This is a genomic window from Faunimonas pinastri, assembly GCF_900110915.1.
Taxonomy (GTDB): Bacteria; Pseudomonadota; Alphaproteobacteria; order Rhizobiales; family Afifellaceae; genus Faunimonas; species Faunimonas pinastri.
In genome coordinates, this window is sequence record NZ_FOFG01000007.1 from 1 (window position 1) to 19597 (window position 19597).

At 65.5% G+C, this 19597-nt stretch carries 30 protein-coding genes; 15 read left to right on the forward strand and 15 right to left on the reverse strand.

The window, feature by feature from the left end:
• The first annotated feature begins 2 nt into the window (after window positions 1-2).
• Window positions 3-149 carry a DUF1353 domain-containing protein gene (locus BMY25_RS21445; RefSeq protein ID WP_143061935.1) on the forward strand — a complete coding sequence of 49 codons (147 nt, stop codon included), beginning with the start codon at window positions 3-5 and terminating at the stop codon, window positions 147-149.
• A gap of 102 nt (window positions 150-251) precedes the next feature.
• Here BMY25_RS21445 and BMY25_RS10340 read toward each other — a convergent pair whose 3' ends face one another.
• On the reverse strand, window positions 252-1235 hold the full coding sequence (locus tag BMY25_RS10340; protein WP_092496577.1) for an AraC family transcriptional regulator: 984 nt from the start codon (window positions 1233-1235) through the stop codon (window positions 252-254).
• Between the two features lie 96 nt (window positions 1236-1331).
• Here BMY25_RS10340 and BMY25_RS10345 point away from each other — a divergent pair, with 96 nt between their 5' ends.
• From BMY25_RS10345 to BMY25_RS10385, 9 genes are all read left to right on the forward strand, one after another.
• Window positions 1332-2087, forward strand: coding sequence for an SDR family oxidoreductase (locus tag BMY25_RS10345; RefSeq protein WP_092496578.1), 756 nt, complete (start codon window positions 1332-1334; stop codon window positions 2085-2087).
• Between the two features lie 329 nt (window positions 2088-2416).
• Window positions 2417-3628, forward strand: coding sequence for a hypothetical protein (locus BMY25_RS10350; protein WP_092496579.1), 1212 nt, complete (start codon window positions 2417-2419; stop codon window positions 3626-3628).
• A complete protein-coding gene (locus BMY25_RS10355; RefSeq protein WP_092496580.1) occupies window positions 3625-4416 on the forward strand; it encodes a hypothetical protein in 792 nt (263 codons plus the stop codon). The genes BMY25_RS10350 and BMY25_RS10355 overlap by 4 nt, the downstream gene beginning before the upstream one ends.
• Window positions 4417-4445: 29 nt before the next feature.
• Window positions 4446-4628: a hypothetical protein gene (locus tag BMY25_RS10360; RefSeq protein WP_143061936.1), complete on the forward strand. Its 183-nt coding sequence runs from the start codon at window positions 4446-4448 to the stop codon at window positions 4626-4628.
• A 63-nt stretch (window positions 4629-4691) separates the two neighbouring features.
• Entirely contained in the window at window positions 4692-5702 is a 1011-nt protein-coding gene (locus tag BMY25_RS20790; protein ID WP_177176814.1) for a glycoside hydrolase family protein, read from the forward strand.
• Between the two features lie 23 nt (window positions 5703-5725).
• Window positions 5726-6241, forward strand: coding sequence for a hypothetical protein (locus tag BMY25_RS10370; RefSeq protein WP_092496582.1), 516 nt, complete (start codon window positions 5726-5728; stop codon window positions 6239-6241).
• A 17-nt stretch (window positions 6242-6258) separates the two neighbouring features.
• Window positions 6259-6699, forward strand: coding sequence for a hypothetical protein (locus tag BMY25_RS10375; RefSeq protein WP_143061937.1), 441 nt, complete (start codon window positions 6259-6261; stop codon window positions 6697-6699).
• Window positions 6686-7129, forward strand: a complete 444-nt coding sequence (locus BMY25_RS10380) for a hypothetical protein (protein ID WP_092496584.1) — start codon at window positions 6686-6688, stop codon at window positions 7127-7129. Before BMY25_RS10375 ends, BMY25_RS10380 begins: the two co-directional genes overlap by 14 nt.
• A 66-nt stretch (window positions 7130-7195) precedes the next feature.
• Window positions 7196-7723: a host-nuclease inhibitor Gam family protein gene (locus BMY25_RS10385; protein ID WP_092496585.1), complete on the forward strand. Its 528-nt coding sequence runs from the start codon at window positions 7196-7198 to the stop codon at window positions 7721-7723.
• 39 nt (window positions 7724-7762) lie between these two features.
• Here BMY25_RS10385 and BMY25_RS10390 read toward each other — a convergent pair whose 3' ends face one another.
• The 4 genes from BMY25_RS10390 to BMY25_RS10405 form a co-directional block, all read right to left on the reverse strand.
• Window positions 7763-9379 carry a calcium-binding protein gene (locus BMY25_RS10390; RefSeq protein ID WP_092496586.1) on the reverse strand — a complete coding sequence of 539 codons (1617 nt, stop codon included), beginning with the start codon at window positions 9377-9379 and terminating at the stop codon, window positions 7763-7765.
• 758 nt (window positions 9380-10137) lie between these two features.
• Entirely contained in the window at window positions 10138-10638 is a 501-nt protein-coding gene (locus BMY25_RS10395) for a hypothetical protein (protein ID WP_092496587.1), read from the reverse strand.
• Window positions 10631-11263 (reverse strand): hypothetical protein, encoded by a 633-nt coding sequence (locus tag BMY25_RS10400; RefSeq protein WP_092496588.1) that lies wholly within the window; start codon window positions 11261-11263, stop codon window positions 10631-10633. The genes BMY25_RS10395 and BMY25_RS10400 overlap by 8 nt, the downstream gene beginning before the upstream one ends.
• Window positions 11253-12275 (reverse strand): helix-turn-helix domain-containing protein, encoded by a 1023-nt coding sequence (locus BMY25_RS10405; RefSeq protein WP_092496589.1) that lies wholly within the window; start codon window positions 12273-12275, stop codon window positions 11253-11255. The genes BMY25_RS10400 and BMY25_RS10405 overlap by 11 nt, the downstream gene beginning before the upstream one ends.
• An 89-nt stretch (window positions 12276-12364) precedes the next feature.
• Here BMY25_RS10405 and BMY25_RS10410 point away from each other — a divergent pair, with 89 nt between their 5' ends.
• Both BMY25_RS10410 and BMY25_RS10415 read left to right on the forward strand, forming a co-directional pair.
• Entirely contained in the window at window positions 12365-12631 is a 267-nt protein-coding gene (locus BMY25_RS10410; protein WP_092496590.1) for a BrnT family toxin, read from the forward strand.
• Window positions 12612-12962 (forward strand): BrnA antitoxin family protein, encoded by a 351-nt coding sequence (locus tag BMY25_RS10415; RefSeq protein WP_092496591.1) that lies wholly within the window; start codon window positions 12612-12614, stop codon window positions 12960-12962. Before BMY25_RS10410 ends, BMY25_RS10415 begins: the two co-directional genes overlap by 20 nt.
• Before the next feature lie 7 nt (window positions 12963-12969).
• Here BMY25_RS10415 and BMY25_RS10420 read toward each other — a convergent pair whose 3' ends face one another.
• From BMY25_RS10420 to BMY25_RS21150, 7 genes are all read right to left on the reverse strand, one after another.
• Window positions 12970-13209 (reverse strand): hypothetical protein, encoded by a 240-nt coding sequence (locus tag BMY25_RS10420; protein WP_092496592.1) that lies wholly within the window; start codon window positions 13207-13209, stop codon window positions 12970-12972.
• A 232-nt stretch (window positions 13210-13441) separates the two neighbouring features.
• Entirely contained in the window at window positions 13442-14086 is a 645-nt protein-coding gene (locus tag BMY25_RS10425; RefSeq protein ID WP_092496593.1) for a hypothetical protein, read from the reverse strand.
• Window positions 14083-14631 carry a GcrA family cell cycle regulator gene (locus BMY25_RS10430; protein ID WP_092496594.1) on the reverse strand — a complete coding sequence of 183 codons (549 nt, stop codon included), beginning with the start codon at window positions 14629-14631 and terminating at the stop codon, window positions 14083-14085. The genes BMY25_RS10425 and BMY25_RS10430 overlap by 4 nt, the downstream gene beginning before the upstream one ends.
• A complete protein-coding gene (locus BMY25_RS10435; RefSeq protein WP_092496595.1) occupies window positions 14628-14999 on the reverse strand; it encodes a helix-turn-helix domain-containing protein in 372 nt (123 codons plus the stop codon). The genes BMY25_RS10430 and BMY25_RS10435 overlap by 4 nt, the downstream gene beginning before the upstream one ends.
• On the reverse strand, window positions 14977-15744 hold the full coding sequence (locus BMY25_RS10440; protein ID WP_092496760.1) for a DUF6551 family protein: 768 nt from the start codon (window positions 15742-15744) through the stop codon (window positions 14977-14979). The genes BMY25_RS10435 and BMY25_RS10440 overlap by 23 nt, the downstream gene beginning before the upstream one ends.
• A 59-nt stretch (window positions 15745-15803) precedes the next feature.
• Window positions 15804-16070 (reverse strand): DUF2312 domain-containing protein, encoded by a 267-nt coding sequence (locus BMY25_RS21145; protein ID WP_238858268.1) that lies wholly within the window; start codon window positions 16068-16070, stop codon window positions 15804-15806.
• Window positions 16067-16636, reverse strand: a complete 570-nt coding sequence (locus BMY25_RS21150; RefSeq protein ID WP_238858269.1) for a hypothetical protein — start codon at window positions 16634-16636, stop codon at window positions 16067-16069. Before BMY25_RS21150 ends, BMY25_RS21145 begins: the two co-directional genes overlap by 4 nt.
• A gap of 111 nt (window positions 16637-16747) precedes the next feature.
• Between BMY25_RS21150 and BMY25_RS10450 the strand changes: the two genes are divergently transcribed.
• Window positions 16748-16990: a hypothetical protein gene (locus BMY25_RS10450; RefSeq protein WP_092496597.1), complete on the forward strand. Its 243-nt coding sequence runs from the start codon at window positions 16748-16750 to the stop codon at window positions 16988-16990.
• A gap of 234 nt (window positions 16991-17224) precedes the next feature.
• Here BMY25_RS10450 and BMY25_RS20795 read toward each other — a convergent pair whose 3' ends face one another.
• From BMY25_RS20795 to BMY25_RS10455, 3 genes are read right to left on the reverse strand one after another with little or no spacing between them, the layout of a single operon-like run.
• Window positions 17225-17392 (reverse strand): hypothetical protein, encoded by a 168-nt coding sequence (locus BMY25_RS20795; protein WP_177176815.1) that lies wholly within the window; start codon window positions 17390-17392, stop codon window positions 17225-17227.
• Window positions 17389-17583 (reverse strand): hypothetical protein, encoded by a 195-nt coding sequence (locus BMY25_RS20425; protein WP_143061939.1) that lies wholly within the window; start codon window positions 17581-17583, stop codon window positions 17389-17391. Before BMY25_RS20425 ends, BMY25_RS20795 begins: the two co-directional genes overlap by 4 nt.
• Window positions 17580-17825, reverse strand: coding sequence for a hypothetical protein (locus BMY25_RS10455; RefSeq protein WP_092496598.1), 246 nt, complete (start codon window positions 17823-17825; stop codon window positions 17580-17582). Before BMY25_RS10455 ends, BMY25_RS20425 begins: the two co-directional genes overlap by 4 nt.
• Window positions 17826-18054: 229 nt before the next feature.
• Here BMY25_RS10455 and BMY25_RS10465 point away from each other — a divergent pair, with 229 nt between their 5' ends.
• Together BMY25_RS10465 and BMY25_RS10470 are read left to right on the forward strand one after the other, a co-directional pair.
• Window positions 18055-18819 (forward strand): LexA family protein, encoded by a 765-nt coding sequence (locus BMY25_RS10465; protein WP_092496600.1) that lies wholly within the window; start codon window positions 18055-18057, stop codon window positions 18817-18819.
• Between the two features lie 42 nt (window positions 18820-18861).
• Entirely contained in the window at window positions 18862-19353 is a 492-nt protein-coding gene (locus BMY25_RS10470; RefSeq protein ID WP_143061940.1) for a hypothetical protein, read from the forward strand.
• Window positions 19354-19597 lie beyond the last annotated feature (244 nt).

The window sequence follows — 19597 nt, forward strand, 5'->3', positions numbered from 1 at the left end:
TGGTGCCAACCCGCCGGGATGCCGACCGCATTTTCCGCGAGGCGATGGCCGTCTGCGGCGTCGATCCGGTCACGCGCTGGATCATGTGGCTGGGCCTGCGTGTCGGCGCGCAGCTTCCCGGCCAGGCGCGTAATGGACGATACGATTGAGCGGCGGCAGCTTCCGACCCAAAGCCGCCTCTCGATGTCCTTCCAACAGGACCCCGGCTTTCCCGAAAAGGATCGAGTTTCGGGAATGGCGGTGGTCGGCATCTAGATGCCGCCACCCCGAGGCCAGCTGTACCGATCAGATCGGTACAGCACCGGCCGCTGGTCGTCATCACCGGCAAAATCGTGATCGCTGCCCACTGGACGTCCGCGAGCATATGCTGTCGGTGACATGCCGACCTGCCGGGCAAATGCAACGCTGAACGTGCTTTGAGAGCTGTAGCCAACACGCTCCGCGACCTCGCTCACGCTGACATCGCCGCTGCGCAATAGCTCCTTCGCAAGCGACATGCGCCAGCCAAGCAGATACTCCATCGGGCGGACGCCGACCTCGCGGCGGAATCGATCGAAAAAGGTGGAGCGCGAGAGGGCGGATGCCTTCGCCAGTTCACCGATCGTCCACGGGTGGGCTGGCTCGCCATGTACCCGGCGCAATGCCGCTGCGACCCGTTCGTCGGCAAGGCCGCGTAGAAGTCCGGGCGGGGCGGTCGGCCCCGTTGTCGCGCGAAACGCCTCGATCAGAAGCACCTCAAGCAGGCGTGCGAGGACCACATCGCGACCGGGGCGTTCGGCGCGGGCTTCCTCGCTCAGCAACTCGACCAGCAGCGTCAGCCGACGCTCGCCACGCACGACGACCAGTTCGGGCAGCAATGAAACCAACAGCGTCGCGTCGTCCGATCCGAACGCGCAATAGCCGACCAACATGCGCGTGTCGGGCGTGCCGGGCTCTCCGAGGTGGAAGACGCCGGGCTTGACCTGGGTCGGCAAGCTCAAACGGCCACCCTGCGGTGGGACCACGCTGGCCATCGTGAAATCGTCGGCGGCAGGCAGCAGGATGAAGTCGCCCCTGCCAAGCCTGATCGGGGAGCGCCCCGCCATCGACAGCTCGCACCCCCCTTCGAGGACGGCTCCGTAGAACGGTCCCTCCGCCGGGGGACGTACAGCCCAGCTCCCGGCGGCCGTAGCCAGCTTGGAGAAGGACGCGCTGGGCCGAAGGAGGCCGATCACCTGGGTGAGTGGATCGTGCAGGATCGGACTGGCTCCAACAAACTACGGACTACCGAGCGTAGCAGGTCCGGGTGAGGCGAACTACGTCTTGGTCTTCACTGCGAGGAGTTGATTTTGATGCCTACCGTCCTTGTAACCGGCTGTTCCACCGGGTTCGGTCGCGAGACAGCAGCCTATTTTCTTGAGCAGGGATGGAGCGTCGTGGCGACGATGCGCGATCCATCGGCAAGCTCGCTGCCGGTTTCCGACCGACTTCGCGTGCTGCCACTCGATGTCACGGACCTAGAGAGCATTGCGGAGGCGGTTGCGGAGGCCGGCGCGATCGACGTGCTGGTCAACAATGCCGGCGTCGGTTGGCTTAACGCCGTGGAAGGCACTTCGATGGAGATCGTGCGCCAGGTGTTCGAAACCAATACGTTCGGGACTGTCGCGATGATGCAGGCGGTCCTGCCGGGCATGCGGGACCGGCGTGCGGGAGTGATCGTCAATGTCAGTTCCAGCACGACCATCAAGCCGCTGCCGCTCCTGTCGATCTACCGCGCGAGCAAGGCGGCCGTGAACGCCCTGACGGAATGTGCGGCCTTGGAGCTTGCGGAGTTCGGCATCCGGGCTCGGGTAGTTGTACCGGGTTCCGCGCCTGGAACCAGCTTCGGCAGCACTGCTCGGGCGCAGATCATGGCAAAAGGAGGTTTCCCTGACGCCTACGCCGGCTTCGCCCAGCAGACGCTGGCCGCCATGCAGCAGTCTGCGAGCGGCGAGGTGACTACTGCGCGGGATGTGGCAGAGGCTGTCTTTCGCGCAGCGACCGATCCTGACTGCCCGATGATCCTGCCGGCTGGTGCCGACGCGATCGCTTGGTCCGAGGGACGCTGAACAATTGCTTCCGGGCTTGCCCGGAAGCTTCTTACCCTTTGACATTACGGGTACGGATCTTTCCCGCAAACGAAGGTGTAGCGGGACGGCTGGTCGCATGGCGGGGGTGCACAGCAGTAGCCTATGCCGCTTTCCCGCATTCTGTTCCCAAATCACATTTCCCGAAATTGACTGATTAAGACGGAAAAAGGGAAACGGCTCAGCGACGGCCACGGCCCTCTCCTCGAATATAGGCTGTGGCCGCTCTCCACCCAATGCTGACACCGCGTCTACCAGACGCACTAATCCGAGCCCGCTTCCGGCGGGCTTTTTCTTTGCCCGGAGTTTCCATGAACACCACGAAAGCCGTCAGCGTCTGGATCGGTGACGATTGGGCGTTCCCGATCGCGCTGCAGGATTCGACCGGGGCGGCGATCGACCTGGCCGGCTATACCGTCACCGGCGAATTCTACCGGTACGGCAGCCTTGCCCCGGTCGCAGATCTCTCGATCAGCAACAACCGCCTGGAGATCACGGACGTTGCGGCTGGCGCCGTGACGCTCCGACTGGAGAAGGAACTCACCGGTTCCGTGCAGCCGCAGGAGTCTGACGCGGCGAACTTCCCGACCCGCATCCGCATCATTCTGACCGATCCCGCCGGCCACCAGCACACCGTCCGAATCCTGCCGATCCTGCCGGTCGATCCCCGTTCGTCGGCCGTGGTCGAGCTTCCGGCGAGCACGACCGCAAAGGTCTACGTTCTCGGGCCGCAGGGACCGAAGGGGGAGCAGGGCGAAGTCGGTGACGTGAACCCGGCCAACCTGCAGGCGGTAGAGGATGCCCAGGCGGCGCGCGATGCCGCCGGCGATTCCGCGCGGGAAGCTGCCGCATCGAATGATGCCGCCGGCAAAAGCGCCACCGCAGCGGCCGAGAGTGCTTCGGCTGCCGCCACGTCGCAGAAGGACGCCGGCGACTTCGCCGATGCTGCCAAGGGATCGGCGCAGGCCGCTGCCGCCAGCGAGACCGCGTCCACGGAGAACGCTGATGCGGCCGGCAAGTCCGCCATCGCGGCCGCGTCCAGCAAGGACACGGCGGCAACCGCCGCCCAGACTGCCACCGACAAGGCTGCCGCAGCCGCTGCATCGGAAAAGGCGGCGGGGGAGAGTGCAACGGCGGCTGCCACGTCAGAAAAGAACGCCGGCACAAGTGCAACGGCAGCGGCGACCAGCGCGACGGCGGCCAAGGCGGCGATCGCCGGCATCAATGCCCAGACAGCAAGCTACACGCTGCTGGCGAGCGACGTGAACCAGGTGGTGCGGATGAACGCCGCCGCGGCGACCGTGATCACCGTGCCGCCGGACAGCGCCGCAGCCTTTGCCGATGCGGCGACCGTCTACGTCAGCCGGGCGGGGGCTGGCGCCGTGACCATCGCCGCCGGTGCCGGCGTGACGATCGACGCACCGGCGAGCCTGGCGCTCCGGGCGGTGAACTCCACCGTGGCGCTCGTGCGCATCGCCGCGAACCACTGGCTTCTCATGGGCGACCTGGAGATTGCCGCGTGATCACATCCAGCGTCGTTGCCTCCGGCTACCGGCCGGCGCGGCAGCGCATCACGACCGAAACCAGGGCCGCTCTGGCCGGCATGACGGTCCAGCCGTCGGAGAAGCGCATCCTCGTCTATGACACGGCGATCCGCTCGCTGAAGTCGGCCGGGATCTGGTCGAAGCTCGGCTGGTTGTCGCTTCTCGCCGCTCATGACGAGCAAGCCGGCCGGCTCAACCTGGTTGCGCCGGCGCAAGTCGCCAGCGCCGTCAACTCGCCGACCTTCAACGCCGACCAGGGGTTCAGCTTCGACGGCGCTTCGAACTACATCGACACTGGCGTGCTTCCGTCCGCCGTTGCGGTCCTCACGCAGAACAGCGCACATGAGGGCGTCCGTGTTCGCACCGCTGGAACCAGCACACAGCCGCTGCTCGGCTCGTCGAACGCCACCGGGATCATGTACCTCTGGCCGAGAAATGCGTCAGGCGTTCTGGCCGGCCGGCTGAATACGTCGACGGCTGGGACCTTTGGGCAGGCGGCTACTCGGGCCGGCCATTCGATCCTGACACGAGCCGATGCCGCGGCAATCTCCGGCTACAAGGATGGTGCGCTGCTCGGCACTTCTTCGGTCGCGAGCGTCGCCCCGGGCACACAGACGGCCAGCATCACGCTCGGCCGCGGCGGCACCGCCGCCTATGCCGACGATCAGGTCTCGGCCTTTCATGTCGGCGCGGCCCTTACGGCGGATGATGTCGCCAAGCTGCAAACGATCCTCACGACCTACATGAAAGCGGTCGGTGCCGAATGATCATCCTCACTTCAGTCCAAGCCGACCAAGTGCGCGGCGAGACTAGCGAAGGGCATGAGCTCGAGCCGGTCCTGCTGGCCGATGGCGTCACCTTTGTCCTGCCGGAGGCTGTTCTCACCGATCCCGCGCATGCCGAGCGGCACGAATTGCTGGCGACCTTCCCGACGCGGGACGTTGCCGCCGGCGAGTATCCCCCGCCTGACGAAACCTGATCGGCCCAGCTGACCGCATCACGCCCGCCCATCGAGGCGGGTTTTTCTTTGCCCGGAGTTCCCATGCCCATCGCCATGAAAGCCTCCCGGGCGCTCTTCGCGCTGGAGCGGGAAGAGGAGGCGCTGCGCCTCAGGGCCTACCCCGATCCCGCCACGGGCGGTGCGCCCTGGACCATCGGCTACGGCCATACCCACGACGTGCATCCCGGCATGACGATTACCGAGGCGCAGGCGGAAGCCTTCCTTGCGGCCGACGTCGCCGAGGCCGAGGCGATCGTCAACCGCTCCGTCCATGTCCCGCTGACACAGGGCCAGTTCGATGCGCTGGTGGACTTCGTCTTCAACATCGGCCCCGGCGGCAAGTGGGCAGGGGATGGCTTTACCACCTCCACGCTGCTCGCCCGGCTGAATGCCGGCGACTATGCCAGCGGGCCCCATCAGCTGTCGCTGTGGAACCACGCGGCGGGCCGGGAACTCGCGGGCCTGACGAAGCGCCGGGCGCGCGAGGCGGCGCTCTGGACCGGAAAGCCCTACGTCGCGCCGTTGGCTGTGACCAAGGCGCGGACGGAGCGCGAGACCGCGATCATCCGGGGCGTGCAAGGTCAGCTGAAGGCGCTGCATTATCCCGTCGGCAAGGTCGACGGGATCTACGGCAACCTCACCCGCGACGCCATCAAGGCGTTCCAGGCGGATAACGAGCTCACTGACACCGGCCGCATCGACCAGTCGTTGCTAGACACCCTGAAAACCGGAAAGCCGCGGCTGCTCTCGCTGGAACGTCAGAACGCCAGCCCGGCCGACCTGAAGGACCGCCCAACGGTGAAGATCGCCGGCGCTGTCCGCAACACGGGTGCGGCGGCTGTTGGCGCGAGCCTCGCGGTGGGTGCGGCGCAGGCCGCGATCGCCGCGATGCCTGCCATCGCCTCCGCGCCGGTGCTGCACACGGCCGGCGAGGTCCTGCTGCAGGTCTGGCCGTTCCTCGCCTCGGCCGTCGGCGGCGCTCTCGTCTACGCGCTCGGCCGCCAGCTGCTCGGCGCCATCACCACCGAATTCCGTCAGGGCCAGCTGCTCTGATCCCACTCCCTTCGGAGATCCCCATGCACCGCCTCTCTCGCGTGGCAGCCGCCGCGCTGCTTCTGCTCGCCTGCCTTGTCGCTCCCGCGTTCGCCGGAGACGGCTCGCCCGTCACCGTCCCCTGGGGCGACCTGATCGTTTGGCTGCTCGTCACCTTCGGCGGCAGTTTCGTCGCGCTCGCCTTGGCGCTCTACCATCTCGTGCTGAAGCACCTCTCGGTTCCGCTCCGGACCTGGCTGCAGCAGCATAATGCCGACCAGCTGATCGAGCGCATGGTCGGCGCCGGTCTGAACTCCGTGGCAGGCGCCTCGCGCGGCAAGGTGCTGACGGCCGAGATCGGCAACCAGGTGCTGGCGGCGGCGCTGAACTACGGCTTCGCCCAGGCACCGAAGCGCCTCGCCAGCTATTTCGACCAGGGCCATGCCGGCGTCGCGGTCGCCAAGGCGGTCTATGCCCGCCTGAACATGGACGAGGACGCCAGCGCTCCGGATTTCCAGGCGATCGTCGCCCAGACCGCCGCGGCGGTTTCGGCCCGGTGATCGCGGCGGAAACGGTGATGCTCTTCAAACTCACCGCCGGAATCCGGACCCATATCAAGGTCCGCGTCGCGGAATGGGCGCTCGGCACCATCCTGTTCAACTTCGGCTGGATCCTGCTCCTGCCGGCGCAGACCTTCGACGGTCCGTCCTATGCCGGCATGGCGCGCGTCGCTCCGGAAGGAGTGTGGGGCCTCGCCTGCCTGATCGTCGGCGCGGCGCGGCTGGTGGCGCTCTTCATCAACGGCACCCGCCGCCGCACGCCGCATGTGCGCGCGATCATGGCGTTCCTGTCCTGCTTCTTCTGGCTGCAGATCTCGCTCTGCTTCCTGCAGGCGGGCACCGTGCCCACCGGCCTTGCGGTCTACCCCGTGCTTCTGGCGCTCGACATCTTCAACCTGTTTCGGGCGAGCTCGGATGCGCGCCTTTCCGATGAGGTCGCCCGGAATGGAAGGGCATGATCCCAGCGCCTGGTTCGAGTACCTGCCGCCCTGGGCGCAGGCGGCATCGAACTTCGCCGTTCTGCTCGTCGCCGTCGGCGCCGGCGCGTTCGGCTATCTCCGCAAGGGCGGCGCCCACCGTGAAGGGTCGGCGGAAAGCTCCGTTGCCGTCGTCACCGGCGGCGCGCTGGCCGACCGCATGTCCATGCAGGACCTGGCCGGCGCCATTCGCGAGCAGACCGGGGCGATCCGCGATCAGACCGGTGTCATGCGCGAGCAGACCAGCGCCGTGAAACGGCACGCCGACATCATCGAGGAACGCGCCGACCAGGACGAGGAAGAGCGCCGCATCGAGGCCGCCGTCGAGCGCCGGCTCGGTGAAGAGCTGCAGCGCCGAGGCCACCGGCGCGACGAGCGCGGCCGCTTCCGCTCCCACGAAGACGAAGACTGACCGGCGCCGATCGCGCCGGCTCCGTACCCATCCCCCATCCCCTGATTCCTGAACGAGGCTGATCCCATGGCCGAAACGAACACGCCTGAACCTGCCCGTCTTCCCGACGATGCCGCCTGCGAGGCCGCGATCGGCCGCCTGGGCGAACTGGACCGCGAGCTCGCCCGCATCGAGGCGGACAAGAGCGAGCGGGTCGCCAAGGTGTCCAAGGATGCCGAGGACCGCGCGAAGCCGCACCAGGAGGAACGGAACCGCCTCGTCTGGACCGTCGAAGCCTACTGCGCCGAAAACCGCAAGCGGCTGACCAACGAGGGCAAGAAGAAGAGCTTCAAGTTCGGCACCGGCGAGATTGCATGGCGCGCCGGCCGCTCGCGCGTGGAATTCGATGCCACGAAGTCCGAGGGCCTGATCGCCCGCCTGCGCAAGGTCGGCCTCAACCGATTCGTGCGGGTGAAGGAAGAGATCGACAAGAGTGCGATCGGCAAGGACGCCGCGGCGATCAAGGGTTTCCGCGGCATCAAGGTCGTGGACGGCCCGGAGCAGTTTGCCATCAAGCCGGTTGGCGCAGATCTGGCTGAGAACCTGTCGGGTTGAAAGAAAGGCCGCCCCGAAGGGCGGCCCCATGGTCGGTGTTTAATCGATCTCGACTGCCGGGCTCTTGCCGAGGATGTCATTGTAGGCGACATCGGTGAGGCTGCTGTCACCCGTCAGCGTGACAGAGGTGCCATCCCGACTGATGAGGTAACCGTCCGAATCGCCCGCGACGAACACGTACTCGAGATCGTCGTTCCCCGAGAGCAGTGTCGTGGCGTAGCTTGAAGCATCGGCCATGGAGCCGATGCCGGTGACCTTGGACGCGGTGAAGTTGTCCTCGGTGCCATAATAGCTGCCGAGGTTTACCTTGTCCTCGCCCGTTACAAAGTCGGAGATCGAGGCCCCAGCTCCGACCGATCCCAGCAGGAAGGTGTCGTTACCGATACCACCGACGAGGACGTCGTTCGTGCCGGTCGCGGTGATCGTGTCATCACCCTGGCCGCCATAGACCGTCGACGCATTGCCGGAAACAGTGAGCGTGTCGTTGCCGAGGTTGCCGTAGACGATATTGGCGTCCCCAGAAGCGGTGACGTTGTCGTCGCCCTGACCGCCATAGACTGTGGAAGCGTCTCCCTCGGCTGTGACGTTGTCGTCGCCCTTGTTGCCGTAAATCAAGGCGTGGTCGGCAGATGCGGTGATACCGTCGTCGCCCTGGCCGCCAAAAACAGTGGCAAGGTCACCGCTGGCGGTGATGGCATCCGCACCCTGGTTGCCATAGATCAGCGCGCCATCGCCCGACACGGCGATCGTGTCGTCATCGATGCCGCCAAAGACCACATCGTTGGCGCCGGTCAGCGTAACGGTATCTTCTCCCTGGCCGCCATAGACCGTGTTGCCGTTGCTGGCAGTGCCGGCGAAGTCGAGGATCTTGTCGTTGCCGAGATTGCCGTAGACGACGTTCTGGCCAGCGCTGTTTCCGTAGTAGTAGGACGTATAGATCGTGTCATCGCCCTGGCCGCCATACACCGTCGAGCCTTGACCGACGACGTAGACGGTATCGTTGCCCTTGTTGCCGTAGACGACATCCGCCGCACTACCGCCATTATAATAAGTGCCTGAGTAGATCGTGTCGTCGCCTTGGCCGCCATACGCCGTGGAGTTGTAGTCCTGGACGTCCATCCGATCGTTGCCGGCATTGCCATAGATGACGTTGCTCGAGCCACTGTAGGTCTCGACTTCATCATCTCCGTCGCCGCCGTAAGCCACGGAACCCGTCGTGGTGTACAGTTCGACATAGTCGTTTCCGGCGCCGCCATAGAGCACGTTGCCCGAACCGCCACCCGCTTCGATATTATCGTTACCTTCGCCGCCGTAAACGATCGAGGAACTGCTGGCACTCACGTAGATCGTGTCATTGCCGGCATTGCCGTAGATAACCGAACCCGAAGCGCCCAGGACGGTGACCCGATCATCGCCTTGGCCGCCGTAGACGGTCGCGCTTCCGCCGGCAATCGCGATCCGGTCATTGCCGAGATTGCCATAGATCAGGCTGTCGCTGTCGCGAGCGGAGATCGTATCGTCGCCCTGTCCGCCATAAATCGTGGAATTTCCGTCCGAAGCGCTGATCGTGTCATTGCCCTCGAAGCCATAGATGAGGTCGTCGCCACTGCCCGTGAGCGAGTCTGCTGCAGACGTTCCGTTAATTGTATCGGCCATTCAGTAGTGCCTCCCTGGTAAATCTGCAGAGCGAGCCCCCGTGCCCGCTCCCGAAATACCTACAATCCTTCTATTCTTGAAAAAGATGAAAAGAAAGTAGCTGTATGCCAGTTTCAGGTGTAAATAGAATTTAGCAGGTTCGATAGCCATTCGGATACTGCTCTCCAGAGAGCTCTCTTCCGATCTCACAGTCGGAGGGGAGCTTTTCTTCGCGTGCGCGCGTCACACTTCGTGATCGATCATCACCGTTCCTCCGCGGCGATCAGGTAAAGGGAGAGCGCCGCATTGGCGGCCTCGGTCCCGCGTGCTCCCAGCGGCAGTACGAATTCCGCGACGTTAAACGTTGTTGGCGACGCGGCTCACCGAAGGTTTCCGTCAGTTCTTCCGGGAAGTAAAAGCGTGCGTGCATCATCAGCAATTTCCGCTGACGAACCTGTGAAAGAACGGGTGCCATGCCCGTTCTTGTTCTCTTTCCGTTCCCGTGCATGATGCCGGGATGTATGTGGGCGAGACACCGAAAACTCTGGGCGAGGCGGAGCTTGCGGGCTGGACCCGATTCCTTGTCGGCTGCCCAAAGTGCCGGCTGTGGGTCGATCTGCCCTTCGAGGATGTCTGGCGCCGCTCGCCTTACCGGAGCCTCGCCGACATTGTGCCGCGCCTTCGGTGCCGGCGCTGCGGATCTCGGCCGGACAGTGTCGCACTAGAACGCACGATGTACCGCCACGCCGGCGGCACGCCGAAGTCGGAGAAATTTCCGCTCACAATGCTGGGCGAGCCAATACCTCGCCCAGATGAAGCTTTCTGAAGTAGCCCTGCCGGTGCATCTTCTCGATGAACTCCGGTAGCCGGCGCTGCGCTTCCCCGTCGAGTTCCGGCACATTGGCGGCCGGTTCCAGGGCCGGCAGCAGCAGATCCAGGGCACGCTTCAGTGCGCTGTCTCTTCCCACGCACAGATATTCCTGCCGGACGAGCTCCTGCAGGAAATAGAACGCGACCAGGCCGAGCACAGCGACCGACGATCCGGCCCGGGTGAACGGCTCCATTATCTCGCGATGGGCGTATTCCGAGCGGCGCAGGAGCCGGTTGCGGTGGCCGTCGACCAGGTCCGACACCGCTTCATCCGTCGCCTGCTTCAGGAGCAGGTGCGTCCGGATCGCCGTCTCGTCCTGCCGGTCCACCCCGTTGATCAGGACGCCCAGCAGGATCTGCGAGATCAGCGTGACTTCAACGCGCTGCCGATCGGTCTGCCGCTCAGGCACCTTCCGCTTCTCCTGTCTTTTGGCACGGAACATCTCCCACCTTCCTCCACCCCGGCAACCGTACGTCCGGCAATCCTTCCGCGCCTGTCGGCGTGGGTTGCTCGCTGGTGGAGCGGCGCAGGCTGGCGCGGTCGTTTGCGCTCACGGCTTCCAGCTTCCTGCTGAGTTCCTCGGCCCGCCGCAGCGCGCGGCTGTTGGCGCGGGCGGACGGGTCGGGCTCGAAATCCTCTCGCGCCTGCAGCACCGCATCGATGCGGATCATTTCGGCGCGGAGCCGGGCGGCATGGCGGCGGGTTTCGTGTGCGATTTCGGCCGGCGTCGGCATGAAGGTCCGGCTGATCCCCGGCGCGGTACCGTGATTGATGGCGCGGCAGGCGGCGATCAGCGCCTCGATCGGCAGGCCGGTGAGCGCGTCGAGGAACGCGGCCGCGCGGAATTCCGCGGCGCCACCCTCGCCGCGGCTTGGCCGGGCCTTCATGATCGGGAGGATCTGAGCTGCGACGTCCTGGTCGGAGGCGGGCGTCAGGCGGCCGCGCAGCGCCCGAAGTTCGGAGGCGAGGGAGCGCCGTTCGGCCTCGGTCAGCCCTCGGCGGGCGCGAAACACCAGCCGGCCGTCAACCTGCATCGTTCTGTTGGCGAGTCGCAACGAGGCGAGCGAATGCGGCGACGTCGGCATCAAGTCGCCGGTTCGTGCGATGGTCGGGAGCATGTTCGGTTCTCCTCGGCTGGAAGGGGGTGACGTTGGGCGGGTACTGGACGAGGGCAGGCGGCGCGGGCTGCAGGCGACGGTCGCGAGCCTCGAAGACCGCGGACGTGAAGTAATCCCAGGCGCGGACCGGACTTCCCCGATGACGGGCGGCGACGGCCTGGATGGCTGGCAGGATGTCCGCCTGGAGATCGCAGCCATGGGCGAGCCAGCGGAGCGGTGCGGACAGCACCAGCAGGCCGGGGGAGGCCGCGTTCAGGGCGTCACCGGCGGCACGGTGAAGCGCATCCTGCAGGCGGTCCTGCTCGGCACGGGTCCCAAACGCCACGGCAGACGCGGGAACCGGCTGGGCCGGGAAGGCGATCGAAGCGGCGAGGCGGCCGGCCGGGGTCTCTTCCGTCGAGGCGCCATGGCTCGGGAGCGCGGCAGCGCCCGGGTCATCAGCATCCTTCCGTTGGATTCTTCCGTTAGATATAACCGTTGATGGTGCCACCTCTGAGGGTGGCACCCCTGCCACCCTGGGGGTGGCACCCCTGCCACCCCTGAAGGTGGCACCCCCCTTGGCCTGCAGGGCGGCACCTGCGGGCGAGGGGGCGTCGGGAAGAGCGGCATCTTCCACGGCGAAGAAGTCCATCTGGCGCGCAACGGGCGCCATGTTCACGCGGTAGCGGGAGGTCCCGCCCTTTTCCTTGCCGGACTCGATCTCGATCCAGCCTGAGCGCTGCAGGAGGTAGAGAGCCGCCTGCACGGTTTTGCGGGAGTAGCGCAATTGGTCGGCGATCGACTTCTGCTTGCGGTAGCACCAGCCCGTCTTGTTGGTGTGCTCGGTCAGGATCAGCAGCACGTCCTTGGCGCTGGGCGTGAGCCGGCGATCCTCGGCGATGCCGCGAGGGGCAAGGGAATAGCGGGGGCCGACGCTCTGGTCGCTCATGCCCGCACCGACGTTCTTTTTGCATCTACAATATACTTGATCGAGCGCGATAAACGAACTACAAAAAGATCAGGCAACGGGGTGGCGCGATGTACAGCTGGGACGAAGGCAAGCGGGAGACGAACAACGCCAAGCACGGCGTTGATTTCACCGCCGCAGATGCCTTCGACTGGCAGACGGCCATGATCGTCGATGACGAGCGGTTCGCTTACGGCGAGCGCCGGGAAATCGCCTTTGGCTTCATCGGTGCCCGCTTGCACGTTCTGGTCTTCACCCGCCGTGAGGCCACCCACATCATCAGCCTTCGCAAGGCGAACAGCAGGGAGATCAAGCGCTATGTCGAAGCTCTCGGATGAGGCGCGGGCCAAGGCCCGTGCGTTGGCTCTCAAGTCGCTGGAAGACATCACGCCGGAAGAGGACGCCGCCATCGAGGCTGCGGCCGCCGACGATCCGGACAATCCGATCCTGACCGACGAGCGGATGGCGCGCATGCGTCCGGCCGCCGACGCCGCGCCGGAGATCGTGGCGCGCGCGCGGGGCCAGCGTGGTCCGCAGAAGGCACCCACGAAACAGCAGGTGACCATCCGCGTCGACCAGGACGTCCTGCAGCGCTTCAAGGAGGAAGGACCGGGCTGGCAGAAGCGCATGAATGCGGTGCTGCGCAAAGGCGTCGGGCTGGCGGGGTAAACTGGCGTCAAGCTGGCACCAATCCCCTGATCGCGCGCCGGACGGCCGCGATGCCGCTGCGGATCGATTCCTCGATGTTGCCCGTGCTGCGCGGCAGGCCGAGGCAGATGCGCTTGCGGCCGAGCTGCAGGATCAGCTTCGGGTGCTTGCCGAGCGCGACCGAGACGGCGATGCCGAACGCCTTCGCCTCTTGCCTCGCGCGGGCGAGGACCTGGCGGACATGCTTCTGAAGACGGTGACGGCTCATTGCGAAGTCTCCCTGCTCAAGAGGTCTCCAGCCGCCCGGGCGCAGGCGCCGCAGCGCCATGTCCCGAGCCGGTTGTCTCGAAGGTGCACGCCCGTGCCGATCGACGCCCAAGCACCACAGGCGCAGCGGAGCGGATGGCCGGTGCCGGGGCAGCGTGGACCGGTGTAAGACGGCGGGGCGGGTTTGCGCTGGGCCGCTGCGGCCGCCGGCGTGCCGAAGAGATCGGGCGCGCTCATGCCGCATTCGCCTCCCGGCGCAGCCAAGACACCGTCGGTGCGCCGTCAAAGCCGTGCAGCCAGACGAACCACGAGAAGTCCTTCGTCCCGCTGCCGGCTGCCGCGCCCTCCTGGATCACCGTGCCGGGCGGCATGGAGGGACGAGGGCCAAGGTTCCAGATGCGGAAGAGCGGCGTCGTTTCCAGCCAGGCACCGCGTTTGCCGCCACACTGCCACGTTGTCGGCAGCAGCATCGCGACCTTGCGCCTGGTGCGCGCCAGCGCCATGCGCACGAAGCATTCCGCCTTGTTGTCGCGCGGGTCGGCGAACTTGAAGGGTGGGTTGCTGACGACGTTGTCGAAGCCGCGATGCCAGACGCTGCCGTAAAACGCCTCGGCCGGCGGCCACTGGCGATAATCGGCAGGCATGTATCCGCCATGCGACGGCGGCCAGCGATGATGAAGGTCCGAGCCGAACGCCTGATGCCCGGCATCGCGGGCGGCTTCGACAATGCGGCCGAAGCCGCAGGCGGGATCGTGGATCGTGCCGGTGAACGGCTCGACCTCGAATAGCCGCCGCGAGCACCATTCCGGCTCGACATACCAATCGTCGGGATCGCGCGCCCAGACCTTCGCGTCTTTCAGGCGGGTGATGGCGTTCATCGGCCGGCCACCCGCAGCTTGCGCCGGCGCTGGACGTCCTCGACCGTGATGCCGGCGCTTTTCGCCAGGCAGGGATCGCAGTATTCGCGCCAGGCGCCCGGTTGGACTCGCTGGCCGCAGCAACGGCGATCATCCGCCGGCGTGGCGTCATTCCACAACGGATGGGCGCATTGCGTTTTACTCTCGCGCGGGAAGGGGATGCCGCCGGTTGGGACCGGCGCGGGCGCGCGCCGAGGAACCGGAACGGTGGCGGTGGTTGGTTCTGCCGCACACTTCGACGGCGGAGCGCTTGGCTCGGCTGGCGTTTCCGCCCTCGGCCGAGACGGGACAGGTAGGGCCGGGCGGGGAACAGGCGCCGCGTGGATGTGGGGCGCAGGCTTGCCGGAATTCGGAAGCTTGATGCCGCGACGCTGGCAGACGCCGATGACGGCGTTGCGGGAGACGTGCAGATGGCCGGCGATGTCGCTGGCGCTGAGGCAACCGGCCGCGATCGCATCCTGCACGGCCTGGCCGCGCTGCTCGGGAGTGAATTCGGCCCAGGTCATGCGTGGCCCTCGATCTCGTGGATGCGGGCCTTCATCGCCGGCGTCATGGACCAGCCGTTGCCCCAATGCGTGGCGATCTCCAGGCCGAAGGGGCGGAGCTTCGCCCGCAGCTTGCAGATGAAGACGTCGATGATCTTTTCTTCCGGCTGATCGCGCCCATCGTCCCGGTAGAGGGCCGCGAGCAAGGCGTTCCTGGTGGCGAGATCGCGTTTCAGAAGCACGCCGAGAACGCGGTTTTCGCTGCCGGTCAGCCGAAACTCGACGGGTGCCAGAAATTCCATGCCCATGGCCGCTTCCAGGATCTCGATCCGATCCTGCAGACGGTCGATTTCCGCTTGAAGGGCATCAAGCCGCGCGTTTACGTCCACGGGGTTTCCTCTTGAACCAGACGATGCCGAGCGCCTTCCAGCGCGGCACCTGATGCGCGGCCGCGAACGTCTTCGCTTCGCGTTCGGCGTCCTCGCGGGTGGCGATGATCGTGGTGACCAGGTCGGCGGCCTCGATGTCGCCGCTATATTCGGCGTCGGTCAGCAGCATCTCGGCGGCTCGGATCTGCTCCGCCGAGATCGGTGCGCAACCGGCCTCGACCAGGACCTGCAGGATTTCGCGCGCGGGCTTGACCCCGCGCCGGGAGATCAGCGCGCCGAGAGAGCCGACGGCAGATGTTTCGCCGATACGGTATCGTCCCTGCCCAGGCGGGTGGCGCGCGATCTTGACGCCGGCGCGGGCGCAGACTTGCGCAACCGTCAGCGCATCCTCGTCGCCGGCCGCAACGGCTGCGTAATGCATCTGCGCGGGGGTGACGGCGATGCGATCACGGTTGTGGCCGAGGAAGGCTGAAGCGCGCTCCGCGAGTTCGGCCGCTTCCACGAGCATGACCGGGATGCGCGTTATCTCTGGATGGGTGGCGGCGGCGATCGCCGTATGCTGGCCGTCGATAACCTCGAAGCCGGCATCCGTCTTCACCACGACGGGCGGCTTGAACCGGCGCCAGTCCCAGCCTCCGACAATCTTGCGGATCAGGCGAACCGAGTTGTCAGAGAGGTCGCGCTGATACGTCTCGTCGACCAGCAGGTCGAGCGGGCTCAACCATTCGAAGGTCGGCGCCGGCATGTCGACATCGCCAGGGGGGATGTCCGGAAGGGCGAGCGGCTTGATCTGGCGGGTCGTCATCAGGCGATCCCCAGCGCGTTCATGTAGAGCTCGAGGATCGATTCCTCCTCGGCCCGCTCCTTCGCGTCCTTCCTGCGGATCGCCACGATCTTCCGGACCGCCTTGGCGTCGTAGCCGCGACCCTTAAGCTCGCCGTAGACGTCCTTGATGTCCTCGGCGATGCCCTGCTTCTCTTCCTCGAGGCGCTCGATGCGTTCGATGAACTGGCGGAGCTCGCCTGCTGCCACGCCGCCGACGTCCGGCGTTTCGTCCTCGTTGGTACTCACTTCCGCGCTCCTGATGATGCCGATGATGAAGGGGAGGGATCGTTGCCGGCGCGCGAGCGGATGGAGGGCAGGACGATCGCGTCGCCGCGCTGGCCGCCGAGGGCGGCGTGGTAGGCCTGCAGCTTCTCGATCTGGGTTTCGAGCAGCTCCATCTCTTCGTGGCGTTCCTGCTCGGTGATGATGCCGTCGGCGACGTCGCGAGTGATCTTGGCGATCAGTTCGGCCGAGGCGCAGGTGACTTCGCTGGACAGCTGGCGCAGGCAGTCCCGGCCCGTGCTCTTGTCGCGGCGCACGACATCGCGCTCGAGCGCGTCGGCGAGGAACTCGGTCACGAACGGCCGCGACAGACGCCTCTCGGCTTCTGCCTCCAGCGCCACGATGACGTCGGCCGTCGGGAAGCACTCGGCATGTTCGTCGGCGGGGCTCGCATATTGCTGCAGGCGCTGCCAGCTGACGCGGACGCCCGGCACGCGCGCGGCCGGACGGAAGCCGCCCAGCGCGCGGCAGAGTTCGGCGAAAGCGGCCTTGAGGGCGCTTTCCTGCCAGGTGAGGCGGGTCTCTGTCATGCCCGCACCCCTGTGAAATCAGGTGCCGGAACCGGAGGGAGGCGCGTGGACGCTCTCCCTCCGGACGTCCTACCATCGGAAGTGCAACCTAGCCGATGGAGGAATCGCGAGATGGAACCAGAGAACCCGTACCTGACAGACACGTATCTCGCGATGGATGATGCGGCGTTTGTCATCCTTGCAGAGGTGATCCGCGTCCTCATTGCCGAGGGTCTGGCCGATGAAGAGGCGGTCAAGCGTCGCCTCCAAAGACTGGCCGATCTGCTGCAGCATGCAACCGGTGAGGTTGCGCGTGGAACTGTTCTTGGGGTGGCAAGGATGATTGAGGAGAAGGGAAATCCATTTCGGACGTGAACCCGTCACCTGCGTCGGCTTTCATCCCCGCTGCCAGATATTCGAACATGGCCGAGGCGCGCGCCGCGACGTGCGACCCTGGATTGGCCCGCGAGCCGTCCTGTCGGTCGACGACGTAGCGGCCCTCGGTTCCGCGCCGGCTTTCGACGGCTTCAAGGCGGGCGAGCCGGCGCGACAGGAGAACGACAGCGCCGGCCAGGAGGGCTGTGGAGGCGAGCAAGGGAAGGCGACCGTTCATGACGTGAACCCTGCGAACATGCGCGCGATCTCGCGCTCTTCTTCTTCGGTGGGGAGCGGGAAGCCTTCGGCGACGTGCCAGCAGGCATTGTCGTTGCCGGCCAGGTGATGCGATGCCACTCGCCGGCGCAGCTGCTGGGTGATCCAGCGCAGGACCCGCCTCATGCGCCGGTTCCTCCGTCGTGCTGGAAGACTGCTTCACGTGGCGGCGGGGGAGTGGCAAGCCTTCCGCCAAGCGGAAGCGGCTGAGAGTGGGAAGCGACCAAAAACTGCAGCGCACTATGCAGAAGCAGCAGGATCGCGAGCTGCAGGGCAACGCTAATGCCGATGAGCGCGATCAGAATCGAATTGCTCATGCGCACTTACCTCCCTTGTCGGTACCGACTTGCTGACGAGGTGACGGGGTGATCGCGGGCGTGCTGGATGGCAGGCAGGACAGACCCCCATTTGAGGAGATCGGCCGTTGAACGATCCCAGTTTCCAGCAGCATGCCGGCCACCCGGGTCCGCTCGATCTCAGCGACGGCGCTGTTGATGCCGGTGTCCAGGACCATGAAGGCGCGTCGCATGGCCGGGCGGGAGAGGAGCGCGGCGGTCATGGATGCGCGCTCGTCCTGAGGGCAGGCTCGGATGGCTTCTCCGAATACCAGTCAGCGGCCTGCACCTGGCCGTCCGTCAGGTCGGCAACTCGGTTGATGATTTCTGGCCGAGGGAAACGGTCGCCGCTGATGTAGCGGTGAACGGTTTGCCGCCTCACCCCGAGTTCAAGCGAAAAGTGCTCAACGCTTTTTCCGCTTTGCTGAAGCCACTGATCTAAGGTCATGCCGAATGATTGTCACCAATACGGTACCAAGTCAATCGAGAATGTTACCAAACTGGCGTCTGTCGCCGAAACGGTTACAAGGCGATAATGTCGAGATGGCAAGCGCACTGAAAAAGGCACGTGAGGGCAAAGACATGTCCCTGCAGGCGTTGGCTGATGCGGTCGGAACGACCCGTCAGCAGCTTTCGCGTCTGGAGAACGGCCACCGGAAACTGAGCAAGGAGTGGGCGGAGCGCCTGGCGCCCCCGTTGGGAGTTCGCGCGCAGGACCTCATGTTCGAACTTGATGAGCGCAGTACGGTAGAGCCCGGCCCTGAGATCGACCTCTCGCCCCAACCCGTCATCGGTGAAGTCGCCGCGGGCCTGTGGCTGGAAACGGAAGCGGAGATTGACGAGCCGCTAGACTGGCTTCCCTTCAATCCAGCACCGCATCTGCCTAAAGGGGCTTCCTTCATTCTGCGCGTGCGGGGAAACTCAGTCGACAAGATAGCGCCCGACGGAGCCTTCATCGTCTGCCTGAGCCTTGCGCAGACCGGGATTGCAATAAAGGGCGGGGATTTGGTCGTCGTGGAGCGGCGCCGCATGCAGGAGGGGTTGCGGGAGGTGACCGTGAAGCGAGTTCACGAGATCCCGGGCGGCTTCGAGCTCGTGCCGGAATCGACTGACCCGCGATGGAAACCGACCCGGTTCGAGTGGGGCAAGGAGCACGAACTCGAGGGGATTGAAATCCATCTTCTGGCGAGAGTCGAACTGGTTGTTATGAAGCCTTAAAAGGTGATTGGGGGGACAATGAAGCGGTGTCTTGGGTTCGCGTTGGTCGCCATGCTCTGGTCTGATCCTTCTTTTGCTTGGAAGGTGGACACGAGTTCGGACCCTCTCACTGACACTGAGATCGCCACGGCACTGCAGTTGGAGCCTGAAGCGGACTTTGCGATCGCGACGAAGTGCTGGAAAGGGCAGCCTGAGCGGACGCTCCTGTTCCTGATCACCGGCCAGAACTATGACGAGAGCGCGTCTTATCGGAATAGCCTGGATGGTCAGTTTCGAGTGGATAAGGAGCCGGTTCAGGAAGTTTCGTTTAGCCCGGAAGATCGCGGGGGTATGCTTGTGCTGCGGCTGTCCGATGAGGGCAGCGCGGTGTCCAAGACGCTAAGCGATATGGAGCGCGCCAGAACTCGGATCATTTTCGCGGTTGGCGGAACCATCCATGTCTTCCCCGCGGGGGACTCCCGCAAGGCGCTGGGAAAGTTCAATTCCGTATGTAATTCGGGGCTGGGCGCGGAGGCGGGTAGTTCCGCCGACTAGGCTCGTCACCGCGCGGTTCCCCAAACGGCCCAGAGGCTGACGTTTTTCCCGATGCTGCCTTTGCCCCGGCAATGGCTGCAGACTAGGCGCGTCTCGAACTCCCCTACATCGAGTTGCTCGTTGGCCGTCTGCTCGAGTCGTGGCTCGAATTTCACTGTCGAGCCGCAGTCCGCGCATTGGATCAGCAGCCAGGAGGTCTGCGCCACGGGTCGGAGGGGCCGCAGGTAATCTGAAATGTAATCTC

Bases quoted from the DNA above. Each gene is read 5' to 3' on its own strand.
- BMY25_RS10345 (WP_092496578.1), top strand. From the start codon at position 1,332: ATGCCTACCGTCCTTGTAACCGGCTGTTCCACCGGGTTCGGTCGCGAG.
- BMY25_RS10455 (WP_092496598.1), bottom strand. From the start codon at position 17,825: ATGACCGCCGCGCTCCTCTCCCGCCCGGCCATGCGACGCGCCTTCATG.
- BMY25_RS21150 (WP_238858269.1), bottom strand. From the start codon at position 16,636: ATGACAGAGACCCGCCTCACCTGGCAGGAAAGCGCCCTCAAGGCCGCT.
- BMY25_RS10420 (WP_092496592.1), bottom strand. From the start codon at position 13,209: ATGAGCCGTCACCGTCTTCAGAAGCATGTCCGCCAGGTCCTCGCCCGC.
- BMY25_RS10350 (WP_092496579.1), top strand. From the start codon at position 2,417: ATGAACACCACGAAAGCCGTCAGCGTCTGGATCGGTGACGATTGGGCG.
- BMY25_RS20790 (WP_177176814.1), top strand. From the start codon at position 4,692: ATGCCCATCGCCATGAAAGCCTCCCGGGCGCTCTTCGCGCTGGAGCGG.
- BMY25_RS10370 (WP_092496582.1), top strand. From the start codon at position 5,726: ATGCACCGCCTCTCTCGCGTGGCAGCCGCCGCGCTGCTTCTGCTCGCC.
- BMY25_RS10410 (WP_092496590.1), top strand. From the start codon at position 12,365: ATGTACAGCTGGGACGAAGGCAAGCGGGAGACGAACAACGCCAAGCAC.
- BMY25_RS20425 (WP_143061939.1), bottom strand. From the start codon at position 17,583: ATGAGCAATTCGATTCTGATCGCGCTCATCGGCATTAGCGTTGCCCTG.
- BMY25_RS10450 (WP_092496597.1), top strand. From the start codon at position 16,748: ATGGAACCAGAGAACCCGTACCTGACAGACACGTATCTCGCGATGGAT.
- BMY25_RS10400 (WP_092496588.1), bottom strand. From the start codon at position 11,263: ATGCAGGTTGACGGCCGGCTGGTGTTTCGCGCCCGCCGAGGGCTGACC.
- BMY25_RS10425 (WP_092496593.1), bottom strand. From the start codon at position 14,086: ATGAACGCCATCACCCGCCTGAAAGACGCGAAGGTCTGGGCGCGCGAT.
- BMY25_RS10415 (WP_092496591.1), top strand. From the start codon at position 12,612: ATGTCGAAGCTCTCGGATGAGGCGCGGGCCAAGGCCCGTGCGTTGGCT.
- BMY25_RS10405 (WP_092496589.1), bottom strand. From the start codon at position 12,275: ATGAGCGACCAGAGCGTCGGCCCCCGCTATTCCCTTGCCCCTCGCGGC.
- BMY25_RS10385 (WP_092496585.1), top strand. From the start codon at position 7,196: ATGGCCGAAACGAACACGCCTGAACCTGCCCGTCTTCCCGACGATGCC.
- BMY25_RS10465 (WP_092496600.1), top strand. From the start codon at position 18,055: ATGATTGTCACCAATACGGTACCAAGTCAATCGAGAATGTTACCAAAC.
- BMY25_RS10440 (WP_092496760.1), bottom strand. From the start codon at position 15,744: ATGCCGGCGCCGACCTTCGAATGGTTGAGCCCGCTCGACCTGCTGGTC.
- BMY25_RS10380 (WP_092496584.1), top strand. From the start codon at position 6,686: ATGGAAGGGCATGATCCCAGCGCCTGGTTCGAGTACCTGCCGCCCTGG.
- BMY25_RS10430 (WP_092496594.1), bottom strand. From the start codon at position 14,631: ATGACCTGGGCCGAATTCACTCCCGAGCAGCGCGGCCAGGCCGTGCAG.
- BMY25_RS10390 (WP_092496586.1), bottom strand. From the start codon at position 9,379: ATGGCCGATACAATTAACGGAACGTCTGCAGCAGACTCGCTCACGGGC.
- BMY25_RS20795 (WP_177176815.1), bottom strand. From the start codon at position 17,392: ATGAGGCGGGTCCTGCGCTGGATCACCCAGCAGCTGCGCCGGCGAGTG.
- BMY25_RS10375 (WP_143061937.1), top strand. From the start codon at position 6,259: ATGCTCTTCAAACTCACCGCCGGAATCCGGACCCATATCAAGGTCCGC.